Source organism: Streptomyces sp. NPDC094034 (genome assembly GCF_040303865.1).
Classification (GTDB): Bacteria; Actinomycetota; Actinomycetes; order Streptomycetales; family Streptomycetaceae; genus Streptomyces.
Genome location: NZ_JBEOUD010000003.1, coordinates 17,461 through 36,284 on the forward strand (window position 1 = coordinate 17,461; position 18,824 = coordinate 36,284).

Annotated in this window: 12 protein-coding genes; 2 read left to right on the forward strand and 10 right to left on the reverse strand. The window is 68.4% G+C overall.

What is annotated here, in order from left to right; translation table 11 throughout:
* Nucleotides 1-123: 123 nt before the first annotated feature.
* The 5 genes from ABTZ59_RS04345 to ngcE all read right to left on the reverse strand — a co-directional run bounded on the left by ABTZ59_RS04345 (nt 124) and on the right by ngcE (nt 6,168).
* The gene (locus tag ABTZ59_RS04345) at nt 124-1,224 is read right to left on the reverse strand and encodes a substrate-binding domain-containing protein (RefSeq protein WP_351390946.1); all 1,101 of its coding nucleotides are present in this window, start codon (nt 1,222-1,224) and stop codon (nt 124-126) included.
* Nucleotides 1,225-1,357: 133 nt separating this feature from the next.
* Nucleotides 1,358-2,557, reverse strand: coding sequence for an ROK family transcriptional regulator (locus ABTZ59_RS04350; protein WP_351390317.1), 1,200 nt, complete (start codon nt 2,555-2,557; stop codon nt 1,358-1,360).
* A gap of 201 nt (nt 2,558-2,758) precedes the next feature.
* Nucleotides 2,759-3,694, reverse strand: coding sequence for a carbohydrate ABC transporter permease (locus ABTZ59_RS04355; protein ID WP_351390320.1), 936 nt, complete (start codon nt 3,692-3,694; stop codon nt 2,759-2,761).
* The gene (locus ABTZ59_RS04360; protein ID WP_351390323.1) at nt 3,694-4,617 is read right to left on the reverse strand and encodes a carbohydrate ABC transporter permease; all 924 of its coding nucleotides are present in this window, start codon (nt 4,615-4,617) and stop codon (nt 3,694-3,696) included. The genes ABTZ59_RS04355 and ABTZ59_RS04360 overlap by 1 nt, the downstream gene beginning before the upstream one ends.
* Nucleotides 4,618-4,722: 105 nt before the next feature.
* Nucleotides 4,723-6,168: an N-acetylglucosamine/diacetylchitobiose ABC transporter substrate-binding protein gene (gene ngcE, locus ABTZ59_RS04365; RefSeq protein WP_351390327.1), complete on the reverse strand. Its 1,446-nt coding sequence runs from the start codon at nt 6,166-6,168 to the stop codon at nt 4,723-4,725.
* Nucleotides 6,169-6,590: 422 nt separating this feature from the next.
* Between ngcE and ABTZ59_RS04370 the strand changes: the two genes are divergently transcribed.
* Nucleotides 6,591-10,436 carry a GH92 family glycosyl hydrolase gene (locus ABTZ59_RS04370; protein WP_351390330.1) on the forward strand — a complete coding sequence of 1,282 codons (3,846 nt, stop codon included), beginning with the start codon at nt 6,591-6,593 and terminating at the stop codon, nt 10,434-10,436.
* Between the two features lie 84 nt (nt 10,437-10,520).
* On the opposite strand, the gene acnA is transcribed toward ABTZ59_RS04370, so the two are convergent.
* Entirely contained in the window at nt 10,521-13,235 is a 2,715-nt protein-coding gene (gene acnA, locus ABTZ59_RS04375; RefSeq protein ID WP_351390333.1) for an aconitate hydratase AcnA, read from the reverse strand.
* 488 nt (nt 13,236-13,723) lie between these two features.
* Complete coding sequence (locus ABTZ59_RS04380; RefSeq protein WP_351390338.1) at nt 13,724-14,641, reverse strand: NADP-dependent oxidoreductase; 918 nt, start codon at nt 14,639-14,641, stop codon at nt 13,724-13,726.
* A 151-nt stretch (nt 14,642-14,792) separates the two neighbouring features.
* Here ABTZ59_RS04380 and ABTZ59_RS04385 point away from each other — a divergent pair, with 151 nt between their 5' ends.
* Nucleotides 14,793-15,656 carry an oxidoreductase gene (locus ABTZ59_RS04385; protein WP_351390341.1) on the forward strand — a complete coding sequence of 288 codons (864 nt, stop codon included), beginning with the start codon at nt 14,793-14,795 and terminating at the stop codon, nt 15,654-15,656.
* A 30-nt stretch (nt 15,657-15,686) separates the two neighbouring features.
* On the opposite strand, the gene ABTZ59_RS04390 is transcribed toward ABTZ59_RS04385, so the two are convergent.
* From ABTZ59_RS04390 to ABTZ59_RS04400, 3 genes are all read right to left on the reverse strand, one after another.
* Complete coding sequence (locus tag ABTZ59_RS04390; protein WP_351390344.1) at nt 15,687-16,304, reverse strand: TetR/AcrR family transcriptional regulator; 618 nt, start codon at nt 16,302-16,304, stop codon at nt 15,687-15,689.
* Nucleotides 16,305-16,446: 142 nt separating this feature from the next.
* The gene (locus tag ABTZ59_RS04395) at nt 16,447-17,079 is read right to left on the reverse strand and encodes a histidine phosphatase family protein (protein ID WP_351390349.1); all 633 of its coding nucleotides are present in this window, start codon (nt 17,077-17,079) and stop codon (nt 16,447-16,449) included.
* Nucleotides 17,076-18,554: an FGGY-family carbohydrate kinase gene (locus tag ABTZ59_RS04400; protein ID WP_351390354.1), complete on the reverse strand. Its 1,479-nt coding sequence runs from the start codon at nt 18,552-18,554 to the stop codon at nt 17,076-17,078. The genes ABTZ59_RS04395 and ABTZ59_RS04400 overlap by 4 nt, the downstream gene beginning before the upstream one ends.
* Between the last annotated feature and the right edge of the window lie 270 nt (nt 18,555-18,824).

An 18,824-nucleotide genomic window follows, 5' to 3' on the forward strand; every position in this document is an offset into this window, starting at 1 on the left:
GCGGGGCGCACCGGCGGGCCGGGGTGGTTCCATCCGGCACCCCGCCCCGCTCGCGGGGCGTTGACGGGCGGGGTGCCGGACAGGCTTTCACCGGGGGCGGTCACCGGACGGTCCCTGGGCGGACTACTTCAGACCGATCGCGTCACAGCCGGCCTTGTACTTGTCGGTGCAGATCTCACCGGCGGTGTAGATGCCTTCCTTGATGACCGTGTCGTTGATGTTGTCCTTGGTCAGCGACACGACCGGGACGAGCACGGAGGGGACGCCCTTGGTGGTCGGGCTGTCCACGGTGCTCTTGGCGATGGAGTCGAGCTTCTCGCCCTTGGCGAGCGCGACGGCCATCTCGGCGGCCACGGCCGCCTCCTGCGGGTAGGACTTGTAGACGCTCATGAACTGCTCGCCCGTGACGATGCGCTGCACACCGGCGAGTTCCGCGTCCTGGCCGGTGACCGGCGGGAGCTTGCTGAAGCCGGCGCCCTTGAGCGCGGTGATGATGCCGCCCGCCATGCTGTCATTGGCGGAGTAGACGCCGATGATCTTGTCCTTGCCGAGGGCGGAGATGGCGCCTTCCATGTTGGCGTTGGCGTTCTCCGGCTTCCACTCCTTGGTGTCGTACTCCTTGCCGATGTTCACCTTGCCGTCGAGCTCGGAGTGCGCGCCCTTCTTGAACAGGGCGGCGTTCGGGTCGGTGACCGCGCCGTTCATCATCACGATCTGACCCGACTTGGCCTTGTCGCCGAGCGCTTCGAGGAGCGCCTTGCCCTGGACCCGGCCGACCTCTTCGTTGTCGAAGGAGGTGTAGGCGTCGATCGGCCCCTCGGCGAGACGGTCGTACGCCACGACCGGTATGCCCGCGTCCTTGGCCTTCTTCACCGAGCTGGCGATGGCCTTGGAGTCGACGGCGTCCACGACCAGCACATCGACCTTGTTGGTGACCATGGTGTCGGCCTGCTGGTTCTGGAGCGTCGCGTCCTGCTTGGCGTTCGCGTAGACGACCTTGCCCGTGCCGTCGGTCAGCTCGCTGACCTTCTTCTCGATCAGCGGCTTGTCGAACTTCTCGTACCGCGCCGTCTGGTTCTCCGGCAGAAGCAGGCCGACCGTGATCGGGCCCTTCTTGTCCGACGCGGACGCTTCGGCCTTGTCGCCGGACTCCTTGGCGCTGCCACAGGCGGCGAGGGAGACGGCCATAGCGGTAGCGGCGGTGGCCACGGCAGCACGACGCATCTTTGCGCTCACTTCAAAAACCTCCCTGACGAGGCCGCGTCGTTGCGGCCGAGGTGGCAGGAAGTCAACTCCGGCGCGAGGCCAGCGTCAAGGAGTAAATCCTTAACGAGATGACAACGGTGCCATTCGTTATCTAAGTGAAGGCAGGGGTCCCTGCCGGGAGGGCGCTCTCCAAAAGAGTCGAATCACCCATCTCGCTCAGGACGAGGGCGAGCGCGCCAAGCACCTCGGCGCGGCCCCCGAGCGCCCCGGGGAGCACCGACAACTGCCGTGCCGCGCTGGGGATCGCGTACCGGGAGACGGACTCGCGTATGGGCCCGAGCACCAGTTCCCCAGCCTCCGCCAGATCCCCGCCGAGCACCACCCGGCTGGGGTTGAGCAGATTGCAGAGATTGGCCACGCCGCTGCCGATGTGCCTGCCGACATCGGCGATCACCCGGCGGCAGCCCGGATCGCCCTCCCTGGCGAGCTGGACGACACGCTCCATGGTGAGATCCACGCCATGGCTGGGCCGGAGCAGTGGCAGTACGTAACGGGCCGATGTGAAGGTCTCCAGGCAGCCGCGGTTGCCGCAGCGGCAGACGGGGCCCGACTCGTCGAGCGTGATGTGGCCGATCTCACCGGCCGTACCGCCGGGGCCGCGGTAGATCTGGCCGTCTATCACCAGCCCGGAGCCGACCCCGCTGGCGACCTTGATGTAGGCGAGGTCCCTGACCCCGCGACCGCTCCCCCAGACCAGCTCGCCGAGGGCGCCGAGGTTGGCGTCGTTGTCGACGTACACCGGTACGCCGAGCCGCCCGGCCAGCTCGTCGCTCGGGTTGATGCCGGTCCAGCCGGGGAGGATCGAGGTGGAGCCGAGCGTGCCCGACTCGACGTCTATCGGCCCGGGGACACCGAGGCCGACTCCGATCACCTTCTGGCGGCTGACCCCGGTGGTGACGATCAGCCGCTCGACCAGTTCCTCGGCCCGGCCGAAACCCTGCGCGGACGAGGCGTCCACATCAAGGGGCTCCGACTCCTCCGCGAGCACCTGATGGGCCAGATTGCCGACCGCCACCCGCAGATGCGTATGACCGAAATCCACCCCGATGACGATGCCCGCGTCCCCGCTGAGCGAGACGCTGCGGGCCCGGCGGCCCCCCGCCGAGGTGGGCGTGACCTGGACAGTCCCGCCCTCCTTCAGCTCACGGACGATATTGGAGACCGTGGCCGCCGACAGTCCCGTGCTTCTGGCGATCTCCGCCTGGGTGAGCGAACCGGCCATGCGCACCGCGCGCACGACCCGTTCGAGGTTGGCTCGGTGCAGAGACGACTGCGACCCCGGAGTCTCCACGACTCATCCACTCCTGCCCTTGGCGGACGGCACGACCACCGCCCCCGGCCGGGGCCGCGCCAATGAGACCCCGACGTATCTCCAACTTGTGAACCCTAAGCTCAGCCTTTGGGGCGCCTCCCCGTCAAGACCTTGAGCGATCGGAACACGCCGAACCGCCCGCCGGCCGAGGCCGACGGGCGGGTTCGTCCGGTTGGGGCGCTACTTCAGCGCCCCCGCCGTCAGCCCGGCGACCACCTGACGCTGGAAGATGATGTACGCGGCGAGCACGGGCAGCATCGCCATCACCAGCCCGGCGAAGAGACCTGACCAGTCCCCCTTGTACCCCTGGCTGACGGCGAGCTGGACCAGCCCCTGGGAGAGGACCTTGCGGTCCGGGTCGGTGTTGAGCACCGTGGGCAGCAGGTACTGGTTCCACTGCCCGAGGAAGTTGAAGATGCCGACGCTGATCAGACCCGGCTTGGCCATCGGCAGCATCACCTGGAAGAAGGTCCTGGTGTGCGAGGCCCCGTCGATGATCGCCGCTTCCGCCACCGAGGTCGGCAGCGTTCTGAAGAACGAGGTCAGGAAGAAGACCGTGAACGGCAGCGAGTACGCGATGTAGACCAGGATCAGACCGTGGATCGTGTTCAGCAGGGCCATATTGTTCATGACATAAAACAACGGGACCAGCGCGAGGATGATCGGGAAGCTCATCCCGCCGATGAACAGGTAGTAGATGAGCCGGTTGCCGGGGAACTCGAAGCGGGCCAGCACATACGCCGCCATCGAACCGAGCAGCAGCGTGCCGAACAGTGAACCCGCCACCACCAGAACGGTGTTGAGGAAGTAGTCGCTCATATGCGCCTGGGTCCAGGCGCGCGACCAGTTCTCGAAGTGCAGCGTGTCCGGCAGCGACCACGGCGAGGTGAAGATCGACTTGTCGTCCTTGAAGGACGTCATCACCGCCCACAGCAGCGGCATCGCGACCAGGAAGGCCCAGATGACGAGCACGCCGTGGGAGAAGACATTGAGCACGCCGCCGGTCTTCGACTCCTTGTCGGGCGGGGCGGCCGCCTTGGTCACGGGGGGCCGATTCCGTACGGCGTCCGCCGGCGGAGGCGTGTCGGCGGGGGGAGGGGTCTCAGTGGTCTTCATCAGAACTCCAGCCGCTCACGTCGACCCAGCCGCATCACGATGGCGGCGAAGGCCAGCGTGACGACGAGGAGGGCGACACCGATCGTGGTCGCATAGGCCGCCTGACCGTCACGGAACGCCTTCTGGTAGACGAGCAACGTCAGCACATTGGTGGAATCGGCGGGACCGCCCGGCCCCACGGTCATGATCTGGACGACCGCGAACGACTCCGCGCCCAGGGCGAGAATGCCCATATAGACCCAGCCGGACTGCACGGTGTCCCACAGCAGCGGCAGGGTGATCCGGAAGAAGGTGGTGACCCGGCTCGCGCCGTCCAGCAGCGCCGCCTCGTAGAAGTCCTTCGGAATGGAGGCCATTCCGGCGGAGAAGAGGACCACGAAGAAGCCCGTCGTACTCCACACCAGGACGGCCATCACACACCACAGCGCGAGGTTCGGATCGCCCAGCCAGTCCGGCTTCACGCTGTCCAGACCGATCGCGCTGAACGCGGAGTTGATGGCGCCGCTGTTCGGGTTGTACGCGAACTGGAAAAGCAGGGCGACGATCGCGATCGAGAGCACTTGCGGGAAGAAGTAGACGATCTTGTAGAACGAGGATCCACGGACCCCCGCGACGGCCGCCCCCTTCCGGCCGCGCCCGCCGACATTCAGCATGAAGGCGAAGAACAGCGCGAGACCGAGTACCACCACGGGCAGCAGGAGCGCGAAGATCAGACTGTGCTGGAGAGAACTCCAGAAGGTGTCGTCGTCGAGCATCCGGACGTAGTTGTCGAAGCCCACCATCGTGAAGTCAGGGCTGAGACCGGTCCAGTCCGTGAACGAGTAATAGATGGACTGGATGAATGGCCATACGACGAAGAGCGCGTATATCGCCAGGGGGAATACCAGAAACCCCACGATGAACCGGTACTTGCCGTGTTGCATGTCTCCCGACCCCGAATCTCCGGCGGGTGCCGCCGTGCTGCCTTGGGGGCCCGTGCGACGGGCCGGAACCGGAAGCCCCGGCGGGGCCTCCGGTCACTTCCACTCCTACTGGTGCTTGTAGTGCTTGATGGAGGTGTCCTTGGCGGCCGCGTCGGCGTACTCCTGGCACTTGTTGATGGCCTCGACGGGGGTGAGACGTCCGGCCATCATCTCGCCGAGCGCGCCCACGCCGATCTTCTCCTTCTGGAGTGCCACGTACCAGTCCTGGAGCCGGGGGTTGAGCACATTGGTACCGGCCTTGGCCAGCGCGTCCACCCCGGCCTGCAGCGCGCTGGAGAGGGTGAGTCCGTCGGTGCCGCCGTTGAAGGAGCTCAGCGACTTCACCTTGGACGTGAAGTTCTTCGACGAGGCTTCGCTGAGCATGATGCGCAGCTGCTCCATGCCGCCGTCGGGGTTCTTGGCGTTCGCCGGTACGACGAAGGGCTCGCCGCCGGACGCCCAGAGCGTGCCGAAGGGGAGCTTGTCCGAGCTGTCCAGGCTGGACGGCGCGGCCACCTTCATCTGGAAGTCCTTCGGCGTGGTCTTCGCCGCCTCGTTCTCCACCCAGGAGCCGTTCGGGATGAACAGCGCCTTGCCCTCGGTCCACGCGGTCTGCGACTGGATGTGGTCCAGACCCGGGGTGCCCTGGAGGATGTAGCCCTTCTTGAAGAGCTCGAAGTACGCCTCGAAGGCGGACTTCACCGCCGCGTGCTTCCAGGCGTTGGGCTCCAGGTTGTCAATGGCGTCGAGGACCTCGCGGCCGCCGATCTTGCCGATGAACGGGTAGAGCGAGAAGGGGAGGTAGTACGGGTACTTGCCGGCGTACGTCCAGCCCGCGATGCCCTGCTTCTTGGCCTTCGCGCAGAGGGCCAGCATGGCGTCCCAGTCCTCGGGGTACTCCGCGTCGAGCTTGTCCAGCGCGGTCTGCGAGTACCACACACCGTAGACGGTGTAGGCGTAGTAGAGGATCCAGACCGGGTCGCCGTCGAACTGGCCCATCTCCAGGACACCCGGGCGCAGCGTCTCGCGGACCTTCTTGGCCGGGTCGTCTATGGAGGGGGCGTCCAGCAGCGGGGTGAGGTCGGCGAGCTGCTTCTTGCCGACGAGAACGCCCATGTCCATCTGCTCGGCGCCCGAGTTGTCGATCAGGTCGGGCGGGGTGCCGCCGTTGAAGCGCGGCTGGAGCTCGGACTGGATCTTCTGGGTCGGGGTGAACTTCACCTTGGCCTCGGGGAACGCCTTCTCGTACTCCTTGACGGCGTCCGTGGCGTACTCCGTACCGAATCCGCCGTCGAACAGGACGAAGTCGAGAGGCGCGCTCGCGTTCACCCCGAGCGGATTCTTCTCGGTCGCCTCGCCTTTCTCGACCTTCTTGTCGCTCCCGCTGTCGCCACTGGCACAAGAGGCCAGGAAGCTCATCGTCGGGACGGTGATCAGACCGATCGCGGCGGACCGCTTGATCACATCGCGACGGCCGAGGCCCTCGCTGTTCTGAGCGGAGGTGGATCCCATGCTCAAGTCCTCGCCTTCTCCAGGACTCAGGCGGTGTACCGGTCGCCCGTCCTTCTCTTCTGAGGCGAAGGGCCCCGCCACCGCGGTCAAATGAAGCTGGGTCGTGCGGAATTGCCGTGCTTGATCGTGCTGGGTCGTGCTCGATCGCAACGCTTGGGCGGACGCGACAGGTATAGTCCACTTCCCGTCGACGGGGCAAGATCGAAAGCAGGTTTGGACGGCAGTCTTTCCCGAGTTGAGACCTCGTGGATATCTGAGCCGGGTGTGTACTCATTCGACCACCTCGGTCTCTCAGGAATGAGCCATTCCGATCGCGCGATCCCGGCAACACCCTTGACACCACACGACACTTGGCCCCTACTGGACCCTGCGCTTCGTTTGACAACGTTGTCCAACTTGGTACGCAGGATGAAAGGCTCCGTATGCGGCAGAGAACCGGACCCCGGCGCAGACAATGGCATACGGCCGCCCTGGTGGCGGCCGCCTCACTGCTCGTCGTCACAGCACAGTCGGCGGCTATCGCACAACCCGCTCAACCAAAGTCGGCGGAAAGTGAATTCACCTCCTCCTTCGAGGCGGATGAACCCCAGCCGGACTGGCGCAATACCGTCGAAGTGGGCCCTGACGGAGCGAAGCGGGCATCCGGCGTCGACGGCGGCTTCACCCATGGGATTCCGGGCAATGTCACCGACCGGGTCGTGGAGCTGCGCGCGAGCGGGGAGAACACGGGCGGCGGTGAGACCAAGGAGAATCTCGTCGACGTCCAGTCGGCCACGAAGTGGCTGGCGTTCGAGCCGACGGCCTGGATCGAGTTCGATCTCGACGCGCCGGTCAAGGTCGTCACATACGCGTTGACCTCGGCGAACGACCACGCCGAGCGCGACCCCAAGGACTGGACGCTCCAAGGATCCACCGACGGCAAGGAGTGGAAGGAGCTGGACTCCCGCGAGGGCGAGACCTTCACGGAGCGGTTCCAGACCAAGTCCTACGACATCGCCGTCCCGGGCCAGGCCGCCTACCAGCACTTCCGGCTGGACATCACGGCGAACAACGGCGCCTCCGACGCGACCCAGCTGGCCGACGTGCAGTTCTCCAACGGGGACACGAGCACACCCGCGCCCCAGGACATGCGCACCCAGGTGGACCGCGGCCCCTCCGGCTCCCCCACCGCCAAGGCCGGCGCCGGATTCACCGGTACGAAGGCGCTGAAGTACGCCGGTACGCACCAGCCGGACGGCCGGGCGTACTCGTACAACAAGGTCTTCGACGTCCACACGGCCATACGGCGCGACACCGCGCTCTCGTACCGGATCTATCCCTCCCTCCCGCAGACGGATCTGAACTATCCGGCCACGAACGTCTCGGTCGATCTCGCCTTCACCGACGGCACCTATCTGAGTGATCTGAAGGCCACCGACGCCCACGGCGGGCTGCTGACGCCGCAGGGCCAGGGCGACGCCAAGCGGCTCTATGTCAACCAGTGGAACCAGGTGGACGCCCGGATCGGCGCCGTGGCGGCGGGCAAGACCGTCGACCGGATCCTGGTGGCATACGACTCCCGCAAGGGCCCGGCGAAGTTCCAGGGCTGGATCGACGACATCAGCCTGGCGCCCAAGGCCCCCGAGAAGCGGCTCGCGCATCTGTCGGACTACGCCTCCACCACTCGCGGCACCAACTCCAGCGGCTCGTTCTCGCGTGGAAACACCTTCCCCGCGACCGCCGTGCCCCATGGCTTCAACTTCTGGACGCCGGTGACCAACGCCGGTTCCACCAGCTGGCTCTACGAGTACAGCCGAGCCAACAACGCCGACAATCTGCCGACCGTGCAGGCCTTCAGCGCCAGTCATGAGCCGAGCCCCTGGATGGGTGACCGGCAGACCTTCCAGGTGATGCCGTCGGTGGCCGCCGGGACGCCCGAGGCATCCCGTACCGCGCGGGCGCTGCCCTTCCGGCACGAGAACGAGATCGCGAAGCCGCACTACTACGGCGTGACGTTCGAGAACGGTCTCAAGACCGAGATGACCCCGACCGATCACGCGGCGATGATGCGGTTCACCTATCCCGGCGATAACGCCGCCATGGTGTTCGACAACATCTCCAACGCGGGGGGACTCACCCTCGACCCGGCGACCCGTTCCTTCTCCGGCTTCTCCGATGTGAAGAGCGGACTGTCGACCGGCGCGACCCGGCTCTTCGTATACGGCGTCTTCGACGCGCCGGTCACCGCGAGCGGCAAGCTCTCCGGCGGCGGTGGCGCCGATGTCTCCGGCTATCTGCGCTTCGACGCCGGCCAGGACCGTACCGTCACCCTGCGGCTGGCGACCTCGCTGATCAGCCTCGACCAGGCGAAGAAGAACCTCGCCGACGAGATCCCCGCCACCACCCGCTTCGAGCGGGTCAAGGACCGGGCGCAGAGCGCCTGGGACGACATCCTGGGGCGGGTGGAGGTGGAGGGCGCGGACCACGACCAGCTGACCACGCTCTACTCCAGCCTCTACCGGCTGTATCTGTATCCCAACTCCGGTTTCGAGAACACCGGTACGAAGTCCCGCCCGAAGCAGCAGTACGCCAGCCCGTTCTCGCCGCAGACCGGGCCCGACACCCCGACCCACACCGGCGCGAAGATCGTCGACGGCGAGGTGTATGTCAACAACGGCTTCTGGGACACCTATCGGACGACCTGGCCCGCGTACTCCCTCCTCACCCCGAAGAAGGCGGGCGAGCTGGTGGACGGCTTCGTCCAGCAGTACAAGGACGGCGGCTGGATCTCCCGCTGGTCCTCCCCCGGCTACGCGGATCTGATGACCGGCACCAGCTCGGACGTGGCCTTCGCCGACGCCTACGTCAAGGGTGTCGACTTCGACGCGGAGGCGGCGTACGAGGCGGCGCTGAAGAACGCGACGGTGGTACCGCCCGGCCCGGGTGTGGGCCGCAAGGGCATGGAGACGTCGCCGTTCCTCCGCTATGCCTCCACGGAGACCCATGAGGGTCTGTCTTGGTCGCTGGAGGGCTACCTCAACGACTACGGCCTGTCGAAGATGGGCGAGGCGCTCTACAAGAAGACCAAGAAGGAGCGCTACAAGGAGGAGTCCGAGTACTTCCGCAACCGCGCCCAGAACTATGTCTCGCTCTTCGACTCGAAGGCTGGCTTCTTCCAGGGCCGTAACCTCAAGGGCGACTGGCGGGTGCCCTCCGACTCGTTCGACCCGAGGGTGTGGGGCTATGACTACACCGAGACCAACGCGTGGGGCTACGCGTTCACGGCGGTCCAGGACAGCCGCGGGCTCGCCAACCTCTACGGCGGCCGCTCCGGTCTCGCGGACAAGCTGGACACGTACTTCTCGACCCCCGAGACGGCCGGGCCCGAGTTCGTCGGCTCGTACGGCGGCGTCATCCATGAGATGACGGAGGCGCGCGACGTACGGATGGGGATGTACGGCCACTCCAACCAGGTCGCCCACCACGCCGCCTACATGTACAACGCGGCCTCGCAGCCCTGGAAGACCCAGGAGAAGGTGCGCGAGGTGCTGGGGCGGCTGTACGTCGGCAGCGAGATCGGCCAGGGCTACCACGGCGACGAGGACAACGGCGAGCAGTCCGGGTGGTTCCTCTTCTCCGCGCTCGGCTTCTATCCGCTCGTGATGGGCAGCGGGGAGTACGCGATCGGCTCGCCGCTCTTCACCAAGGCGACCGTCCATCTGGACAACGGCCGCACGCTGGTCGTCAAGGCGCCGAAGAACAGCGACAAGAACATCTACGTCCAGGGTCTGAAGGTCAACGGCAAGTCCTGGAACTCCACGGCGCTCCCGCACGATGTGCTGGCGCGCGGCGGGCAGCTGGAGTTCGCGATGGGCCCGAAGCCGTCGTCCTGGGGCACCGGCGCGAACGCGGCGCCGGTCTCGATCCAGCAGGACGACAAGGCGCCGTCACCGCGCACCGACGCGCTCACCGCGTCGGGCCCGCTCTTCGACGACTCCTCCCGCACCTCGGCGCCGGTCGAGTCCGTGGAACTGCCGGTGACGTCGGCGACGAAGGCGGTCCAGTACACCTTGACCTCCGCCACCGCGGCGAAGGCCCCGGCCGGCTGGACACTCCAGGGCTCGGCGGACGGCACGACCTGGCGCGACCTGGACACCCGCTCGGGCCAGTCCTTCGGCTGGGACCGGCAGACCCGGGTCTTCACCATCGGCGAGCCGGGTACGTACGCGAAGTACCGCCTGGTGAGCGACGCCCCGTCGACCCTGGCGGAGGTGGAGCTGCTGCGCTAGCGACGTGGCTCGCGCGCTGAACGGCGAGGGCCGTGCCCCGTACTTCCGTACGGGGCACGGCCCTCGTTTCCGTCGCGGCGCCGGCTACTTGCGGATCAGGCTGCGCAGCACGTACTGCATGATGCCGCCGTTGCGGTAGTAGTCCGCCTCACCGGGGGTGTCGATACGGACGACCGCGTCGAACTCGACGCCCGTGTCCGTCGTCACCTTGACCGTGCGCGGGGTGGTGCCGTTGTTCAGCTCCGTCACGCCGGTGAAGGAGAAGGTCTCCTCGCCGGTCAGGCCCAGGGCCTGCGCCGAGGCGCCTTCCGGGTACTGGAGCGGCAGTACGCCCATGCCGATCAGGTTCGAGCGGTGGATGCGCTCGTACGACTCGGCGATGACGGCCTTCACGCCGAGCAGCGCGGTGCCCTTGGCGGCCCAGTCGCGGGACGAGCCCGAGCCGTACTCCTTGCCCGCCAGGACGACCAGCGGGGTGCCGGCGGCCTGGTAGTTCTGGGAGGCGTCGTAGATGAAGGCGACCGGGGCGCCCTCGACGGTGAAGTCGCGGGTGAAGCCGCCCTCCGTGCCCGGCGCGATCTGGTTGCGCAGCCGGATGTTGGCGAACGTGCCGCGGATCATGACCTCGTGGTTGCCGCGGCGGGAACCGTACGAGTTGAAGTCGCGGCGCTCGACGCCGTGCTCCGTCAGATACTTCCCGGCCGGGGTGTCGGCCTTGATCGCACCCGCCGGGGAGATGTGGTCGGTGGTGACCGAGTCGCCGAGCTTCGCCAGCACGCGCGCGCCGGTGATGTCCTCGACCGGGGAGGTCTCCATCGTCATGCCCTCGAAGTACGGGGGCTTACGGACGTAGGTGGACCGCGGGTCCCACTCGAAGGTGTTGCCGGTCGGGATCGGCAGCGCCTGCCACTGCGCGTCGCCCGCGAAGACGTCCGAGTAGGACTTGTTGAACATGTCCTCGCCGATGGCGTTGGCGACGACATCGTTGACCTCGGCCTCGGTCGGCCAGATGTCGGCGAGGTGGACCGGCTTGCCGTCCTGGTCGATACCGAGGGCGTCCTTGGTGATGTCCACCTTCATGGAACCGGCCAGGGCGTACGCGACGACCAGCGGCGGCGACGCCAGGTAGTTCATCTTGACGTCCGGGTTGATCCGGCCCTCGAAGTTGCGGTTGCCGGAGAGCACCGAGGTGACGGCGAGGTCGTGCTCGTTGACGGCCTTGGAGACCTCCTCGGGCAGCGGGCCCGAGTTGCCGATGCAGGTGGTGCAGCCGTAACCGACGAGGTTGAAGCCGACCTTGTCGAGGTACGGGGTGAGGCCCGCCTTGTCGAAGTAGTCGGTGACGACCTTCGAGCCCGGGGCGAGCGTGGTCTTGACCCACGGCTTGCGGGTCAGGCCCTTCTCGACCGCCTTCTTGGCCACCAGCGCGGCGGCGACCATGACATACGGGTTCGAGGTGTTGGTGCAGGAGGTGATCGCGGCGACGGTGACGGCGCCGTGGTCGATCTCGTACGTCGTCCCGTCGGGGGCCGTCACCAGGGTCGGGCGGGTCGGCACGCCGTTGGCGGAGGCCGGGGCGTCGGAGGCCGGGAAGGACTCCTTGCCCGCCTCCTCGTCCTCGGAGACGTAGTTGCGTACGTCCTCGGCGAACTTCTCCTTGGCCTCGGCCAGGATGATGCGGTCCTGGGGGCGCTTCGGGCCCGCGATGGAGGGGACGACCGTGGCGAGGTCCAGCTCCAGCTTCTCGGAGAAGTCGGGCTCGGCGGCCGGGTCGAGCCAGAGGCCCTGTTCCTTGGCGTACGCCTCGACGAGGGCGACCTGCTGGTCGCTGCGGCCGGTCAGGCGCAGATACTTCAGCGTCTCGTCGTCGATCGGGAAGATCGCGGCGGTGGAGCCGAACTCCGGCGACATGTTGCCGATGGTGGCGCGGTTCGCGAGGGAGGTGGCGGCGACGCCCTCACCGTAGAACTCGACGAACTTGCCGACGACGCCGTGCTTGCGCAGCATCTCGGTGATCGTCAGGACCAGGTCGGTGGCGGTGGTGCCGGCCGGCAGCTCGCCGGTCAGCTTGAAGCCGACGACGCGCGGGATGAGCATGGAGACGGGCTGGCCGAGCATCGCGGCCTCGGCCTCGATACCGCCGACGCCCCAGCCCAGCACACCGAGGCCGTTGACCATGGTGGTGTGCGAGTCGGTCCCGACGAGGGTGTCGGGGTACGCCTGGCCGTTCCGGACCATGACCGTACGGGCCAGGTGCTCGATATTGACCTGGTGGACGATGCCGGTGCCCGGCGGGACGACCTTGAACTCGTCGAACGCGGTCTGGCCCCAGCGCAGGAACTGGTAGCGCTCCTTGTTCCGGCCGTACTCCAGCTCCACGTTCTGCGTGAAGGACTCCGGCGTGCCGAACTTGTCGGCGATGACGGAGTGGTCGATGACCAGCTCGGCGGGGGCCAGCGGGTTGATCTTCGCCGGATCGCCGCCCAGCTCCTTCACGGCCTCACGCATGGTGGCGAGGTCCACGACACAGGGCACACCGGTGAAGTCCTGCATGATCACCCGGGCCGGGGTGAACTGGATCTCCTGGCTCGGCTGCGCCTGGGAGTCCCAGGAGCCGATGGAGCGGATGTGGTCGGCGGTGATGTTCGCGCCGTCCTCGGTGCGGAGCAGATTCTCCAGCAGCACCTTCAGGCTGTAAGGGAGGCGGGCGGAGCCCTCGACCTTGTCCAGCCTGAAGATCTCGTACGACTCGTCGCCCACGCGCAGCGTGCTGCGGGCGTCGAAGCTGTTCGCCGACACGACAGTCTCCTTCATCAATGTGCGCGTACTACCGTCATGCTGCCGCCACGACTCCTCGCCGATCCGCTAAGGTAAGCCTTAATAAGGTAAGCCTTACCAGCCGGGCGGCCGCGGTACGCCTTCGGCAGATATCTCGATGTCGAGATAACTCTAGTACATGACCGCTGCTCGGTCATGCGTGGGTACGACTGTCCTTTGTCATCCCATCGAGGCGTACGTCGAGGTGTCGTGCGTGGACGGCAGGCGCGAGCGTCGACGGCGTCCGCTGTTGGACTGTGTGCCGGTCAGGTTCGAGGACGCGGTTCCGGTACGGCCGGAGGCGCCGCACGGTCTGCCACCGGAGGCACCCCAAGGGGCAGTGCCACGAGCGGATTTCGCCCCCAGACGGCATTCGCCGGCCGAACGCGAGCGCCCAGCGGTGGTCGAGGCAATGCGGCAGGCAATCGCCGAGACGGCCGACACCTCCGCCCTCATGACCCGCGGCATCCTCAGTGGTCTTGCCAGGGGAGGAGGACGACCTTGCCCCGGTTGTGGCCGGCCTCGATCTCGGCGTGGGCCTTGGCGGCCTCGCTGAGGGGGAAGGTGCGCCAGACCGGCACCGAGAGGCGGCCGTCGGCCACGAGGTCGGCGAGCAGGGGCAGGGCCTGCGGGAACCGGTCGGCCGGGTCGAGTCCGGTGAAGCGCACTCCGTGCTCGGCGGAGGTCATGTCGGCGATGGTGATGACGCGCGCGGCATCGCCGGTGAGGGCGACGGAGTCGGCGAGGACGCCGACGCCGGCGGTGTCGAGCACGTGGTCCACCGCCGGTACGGCGGCCCGGACCCGCTCGGCCCAGCCCTCGCCGTAGCGGACGGCCGTGGCCCCGAGGCCGCGGACCCGGTCGAGGTCGTGGTCACCGGCGGTGCCGACCACCGTGATGCCGCGGGCGACGGCCAGCTGCACGGCGACGGCGCCGACGGCGCCACCCGCGGCATGGACCAGCAGGGTCTGCCCGGGCGCGACGGCGAGGTGTTCGAGCACCCGGTAGGCGGTCTCACCGACCGTGACCAGGGCCGCCGCGTCCTCGAAGGACAGGTCCCGCGGCTTGGCGAACGGCTGGTCCAGCAGGACGCACTCGCTGTAGCCGCCGCCGTGAACCGACCCGAAGACCTCGTCACCGCGCGAGAAGCCGGAGCCCTCGCCCGCCTCGTCGACCACGCCGGCGACGTCGTGGCCGGGGATCACCGGGAACTGGACCGGGAAGACCCCCGCCATCCCGCCGGAGCGGACCCGGAGGTCGATGGGGTTGACGGCGACGGCGCGGACCCGGACGCGGACCTGTCCCGGACCGGGCTGCGGCGTGGGGACGTCGGACAAGGTCAGCACCTCGGGCGCGCCATAGCGGGAGTAGGTGATCGCAGCAGACATCGAAAGCTCCTGGAAACAAGACGGGTGGGCGATCCCACCACCGAATCATTCAGCGTGTGTGATTACCTCTCGTGTATCACACAGGCTGTATGATTACCAAGCGAGGTCGCCGGCCCGACGGCGGTGGCCCGGACATCCTGAGAGGTACGAGATGAACACCCAGCTCGCCGGCACCATCACCCCGGCCAACGGCCTGACCCTGACCCGTGTGGGCTACGGCGCCATGCAGCTCGCCGGACCCGGCGTCTTCGGCCCCCCGAAGGACCGCACCCGGGCGCTCGCGGTGCTCCGCGCGGTGGTCGAGGCAGGCATCACCCACATCGACACCTCCGACTACTACGGACCCGTCGTCGTCAACGAACTCATCCGGGAGGCCCTGCACCCCTACCCCGAGGGCCTGCACATCGTCACCAAGGTCGGCGCCCGCCGCGCCGCCGACGGCAGCTGGATGGTGTCCCGCCATCCCGAGGACCTCAAGGCGCAGGTCCACGACAACCTTCGCAACCTCGCCCTGGATGCCCTGGACGTCGTCAACCTGCGGCTGGGCACCACGGACGCCCCGAACGACGACTCGCTGGCCGACCAGTTCGGCGCGCTGGCCGAGCTGCGCGAACAGGGACTGATCCGGCACCTGGGGCTCAGCACGGTGACCCCGGCACAGCTGGACGAAGCCCTGGCGATCGCGCCCGTCGTCAGCGTGCAGAACCTGTACAACCTGGCCAACCGGCAGGACGACGCCCTCGTAGACCGCACGGCCACCGACAACATCGCCTTCGTGCCCTACTTCCCCCTCGGCGGCTTCTCCCCGCTACAGTCCGGGACACTGGCCAAGGTCGCCGCCCGCCTGGAGACCTCACCCCAGAAGGTGGCACTGGCCTGGCTGCTGCACCGGTCACCCAACATCGCGCTCATCCCCGGCACCTCCTCCCCGGAGCACCTGCGGGACAACATCAGCGCCGCCGGCCTCGCCCTGCCGGACGACGCGGTCGCCGACCTGGACGCCATCGCCGGCTGACCGGCCCGGCCCCGGACCACCAGCCTGGACTCAGGATCCCGCGGCGGCGTGCGACCGGGACGCCGCCCCCGCACGATCCAAAAGGGCGAGCCACTGCGTGACGACAACGTTCACGAAGGCGTCGGTGACCTGCTCGCGGTCGATGAGAAGCCGCGCCAGGACGGGCCCGTAGAGCAGGGTGAACTCGTCGTCGTCGACATGGACACCCGCGGGCTCCAACAGCACGTTCAGGGCCGCACGCCGGTCCTGGATCAGACGGGCAAGGGCCTGCGCACTGTCGGAGTCATGGTCGGCGTGGGCAGTGACCGCCAGGACAGCGGACCGGGTGGCAGGATCGCTGGTGCCATTGCGCAGACTCTTCAGCCATGCGGTGGCCACGACCCGCACATCACTGCCCGGCTCGGGATAATCACCGAGATCCGGCCCTTCGAGGATGAGATCGAGAAGCAGAGCGGCACGACTGGGCCAGTGCCGGTACACCGTCTGACGCGTGACCTCGGCCCGCTCCGCCAACAGCGCGTAGCTCAGCCCCGTGGGCCCGACCTCGGGCAGCAACTCCCGCGCGATCGCCATGATGCGGGCCCGGGTGCGCTGGACACGCGGGTTGCTCAGGGCCGGCCGGCGGCGGTGCACGGGCGTCGAGGACATGGGTCCACCCTAGCCAAAACATACGAATTGTGTGATCCATCGAGGTTCCCTCGCCGCACGGCCGGGCGGTGCCGGTTCCGTTCGCGCGGCTGCCGCGGCTGCCGGGGCTGCTGCGGCTGCCGGGGCTGCCCGTCGGCTGACGTCAGGAGGTCGGCACGTTGTACGACATGAGGGCGACCTGCCGTGGTTGCCCGGCCGGGGCCGCCGGCACCCGCAGTTCGGTGATCGCGCAATTGCGCATCGCCGGGAACACGCGTCGGTACTCGCTCCCGGGGATACCGAGCAGGCGGCACAGGACCAGCCGGAACAACGTGTTGTGAGCGACCGTCAGCACACGCTCTCCCCGGTGGGTGTCCACGAGACGGAACAGGGCCCCGGCACCGCGCGCGGCGGCGGCGGCCGGGTCCTCGCCGTCCGGCAGCGGATGGGCGGCCGGGTCGCGCCGGAACGCCGCCACCTCGCCGGGATGGGTCGCTTCGAGTTCGGCGATGGTCCGGCCCTCGGCGATCCCGAAGTCGACTTCGAGCAGATCCGGTTCGACCACCGCCGTCAGCCCCGTCAGCCGGACCGCGGGCTCTGCCGTGCGCCGGGCGCGGGAGAGGGGCGAGGTCACGATCGCGTCGAGTCCTGCGCCCGCGGCCCACACGCCGAGCGCCTCCGCCTGCACCAGGCCGCGCGGGGTCAGCTCGATGTCGCTGATGCCGGTGTAGCGGTTCTCGTCGTGCCAGACGGTCTCGCCGTGGCGGGCGAGAAAGAGGGTGGTGCTGGTCGTCATCCGTGCTCCCGTGCGTAGGTGGCGGTCTCCGAGGGCAGCCAGCCGCGCCGTTCGAGCGCGTCGACCAGGGCGACGAAGGGCCCCACGAAGCGCCGGCCGGCCTCGGGCCGCGGTTCCAGGATCGTACGGATACGCACCATGCGGCGGGCCGCGTCGTCACCGGTCACCGCGTGGGCGGCGAGCACGGCCATGCCGAGGGCGGAGTCGGCCTGTTCGGGGAGGGCGGCGGGGCGGCCCAGGATGTCCGCGCGCAGTTGGTTCCAGTAGCCGCTGCGGGTCGCGCCGCCGGTGAAGGTGACCGGCCCCTCGATCGGGGCGCCCAGGAACCGTACATACGCCAGACAGAGCCGTTCGGCGAGCGCGACGCCCTGGAGCAGCGCGGCGTACCGATCGGCCTCGTCGGTGGGGCGGCCGAGTGTGAAGGGCTCGGCGTCGGGGGCCAGGAACGGAAAGCGTTCGCCTCGGGAGACGAGGGGGTACGCGACAACGCTCGCCGGCTCCCGGTCCGCCGCGAGACGGTCGAGGCGCGCGAGATCGGCGCCGGGGAACGCGTGGGTCAGGGCGCCCGCGCCGACGCTGGAGGCTCCGCCGGGCAGCCAGTGCCCGTCCGGGGACCGGTGGTTGTAGAGGACACCGGCGGGATCACGGAGCGGGGTGGCGGTGACGCCCTTGAGGACGAGCGTGGTGCCCAGGACGGTGTTCCACCGGCCCACTTCCCAGGCCCCCGAGCCGAGTTGGGCCGCGCAGCCGTCGGTCATGCCCGCGATGACCGGGGTGCCTTCGGCGAGCCCCGTGTCGGCCGCCGCCTCGGCGCACACCGTACCGAGCGGGGTGCCGGGGGCCACCACGGCGGGGAAGTCGAGCCCGGAAAGACCGAGCCGGTCGTGCACGGCGGTGGGCCAGGAGCGGGTGTGGAGGTCGTAGCCGGTCTTGAGGGCATGGCTGGAGTCGGTCGGTACGGGCCGCCCGACCAGGCGCCCGGTGATGAAGTCCGGCTGGTGGCAGACGCGGGCGCCGTCAAGGCCGCCCCGGGCGTTCCTCGCGCCCGCGCCGATCAGCCAGAGCAGTTTGGCCAGGGCCCAACTCGGCTGGATGCGGAGCCCGAGCGCGTCCCACACGTCGGCGCCGGTCTCCTGCGCGTGCCGCGCCTCGGCCCCGGCCCGGCCGTCGTCGTACATCAGCGCGGGGGTCAGGGGCACCCCGCGCGCGTCGGTCAGCAGGACCGTGCCCGACGTACCGCACACCGCCAATCCCCGTACGCGCGCGTGTCCCCGCGCGGGCGGGGCGGAAGCGGACAGGGCGTTCAGTGTCCGGCGGATGGCGTCGGCGGCGCCCCGCCACCAGTCGGCGGGCTGCTGTTCATGACGGTCCCCCTCGCGGTGACCGGTGAGTGGTGCGGAGCCGCGGCCGAGTACCCGCCCGTCGTCGGTGACAGCCAGAGCGCGTACGCTCTGCGTCCCCAGGTCGACTCCCATCCACACGTCCTCATGGCGTGTGTCCGTCAGGGGCTCGCGCACAGGCTCCCGCCTTCTCGTCGTCGTCCGGTGTTCTCACGAATGTTGATCTCACGACGCATTTCACATCGCGGGTGCGGATTCCGTCGAGGGCGTCGGCACAGCTCAGCGCCCCGGGCTCCGCGTCCCACCTGGTAGGGAAGGGGCTGACGTGGCGTCGGACGGGTTGACCAGGCCATCGACCGTGCGAAACACTGCCGAACGGTACCTCAACAATCTATGTTATAACCT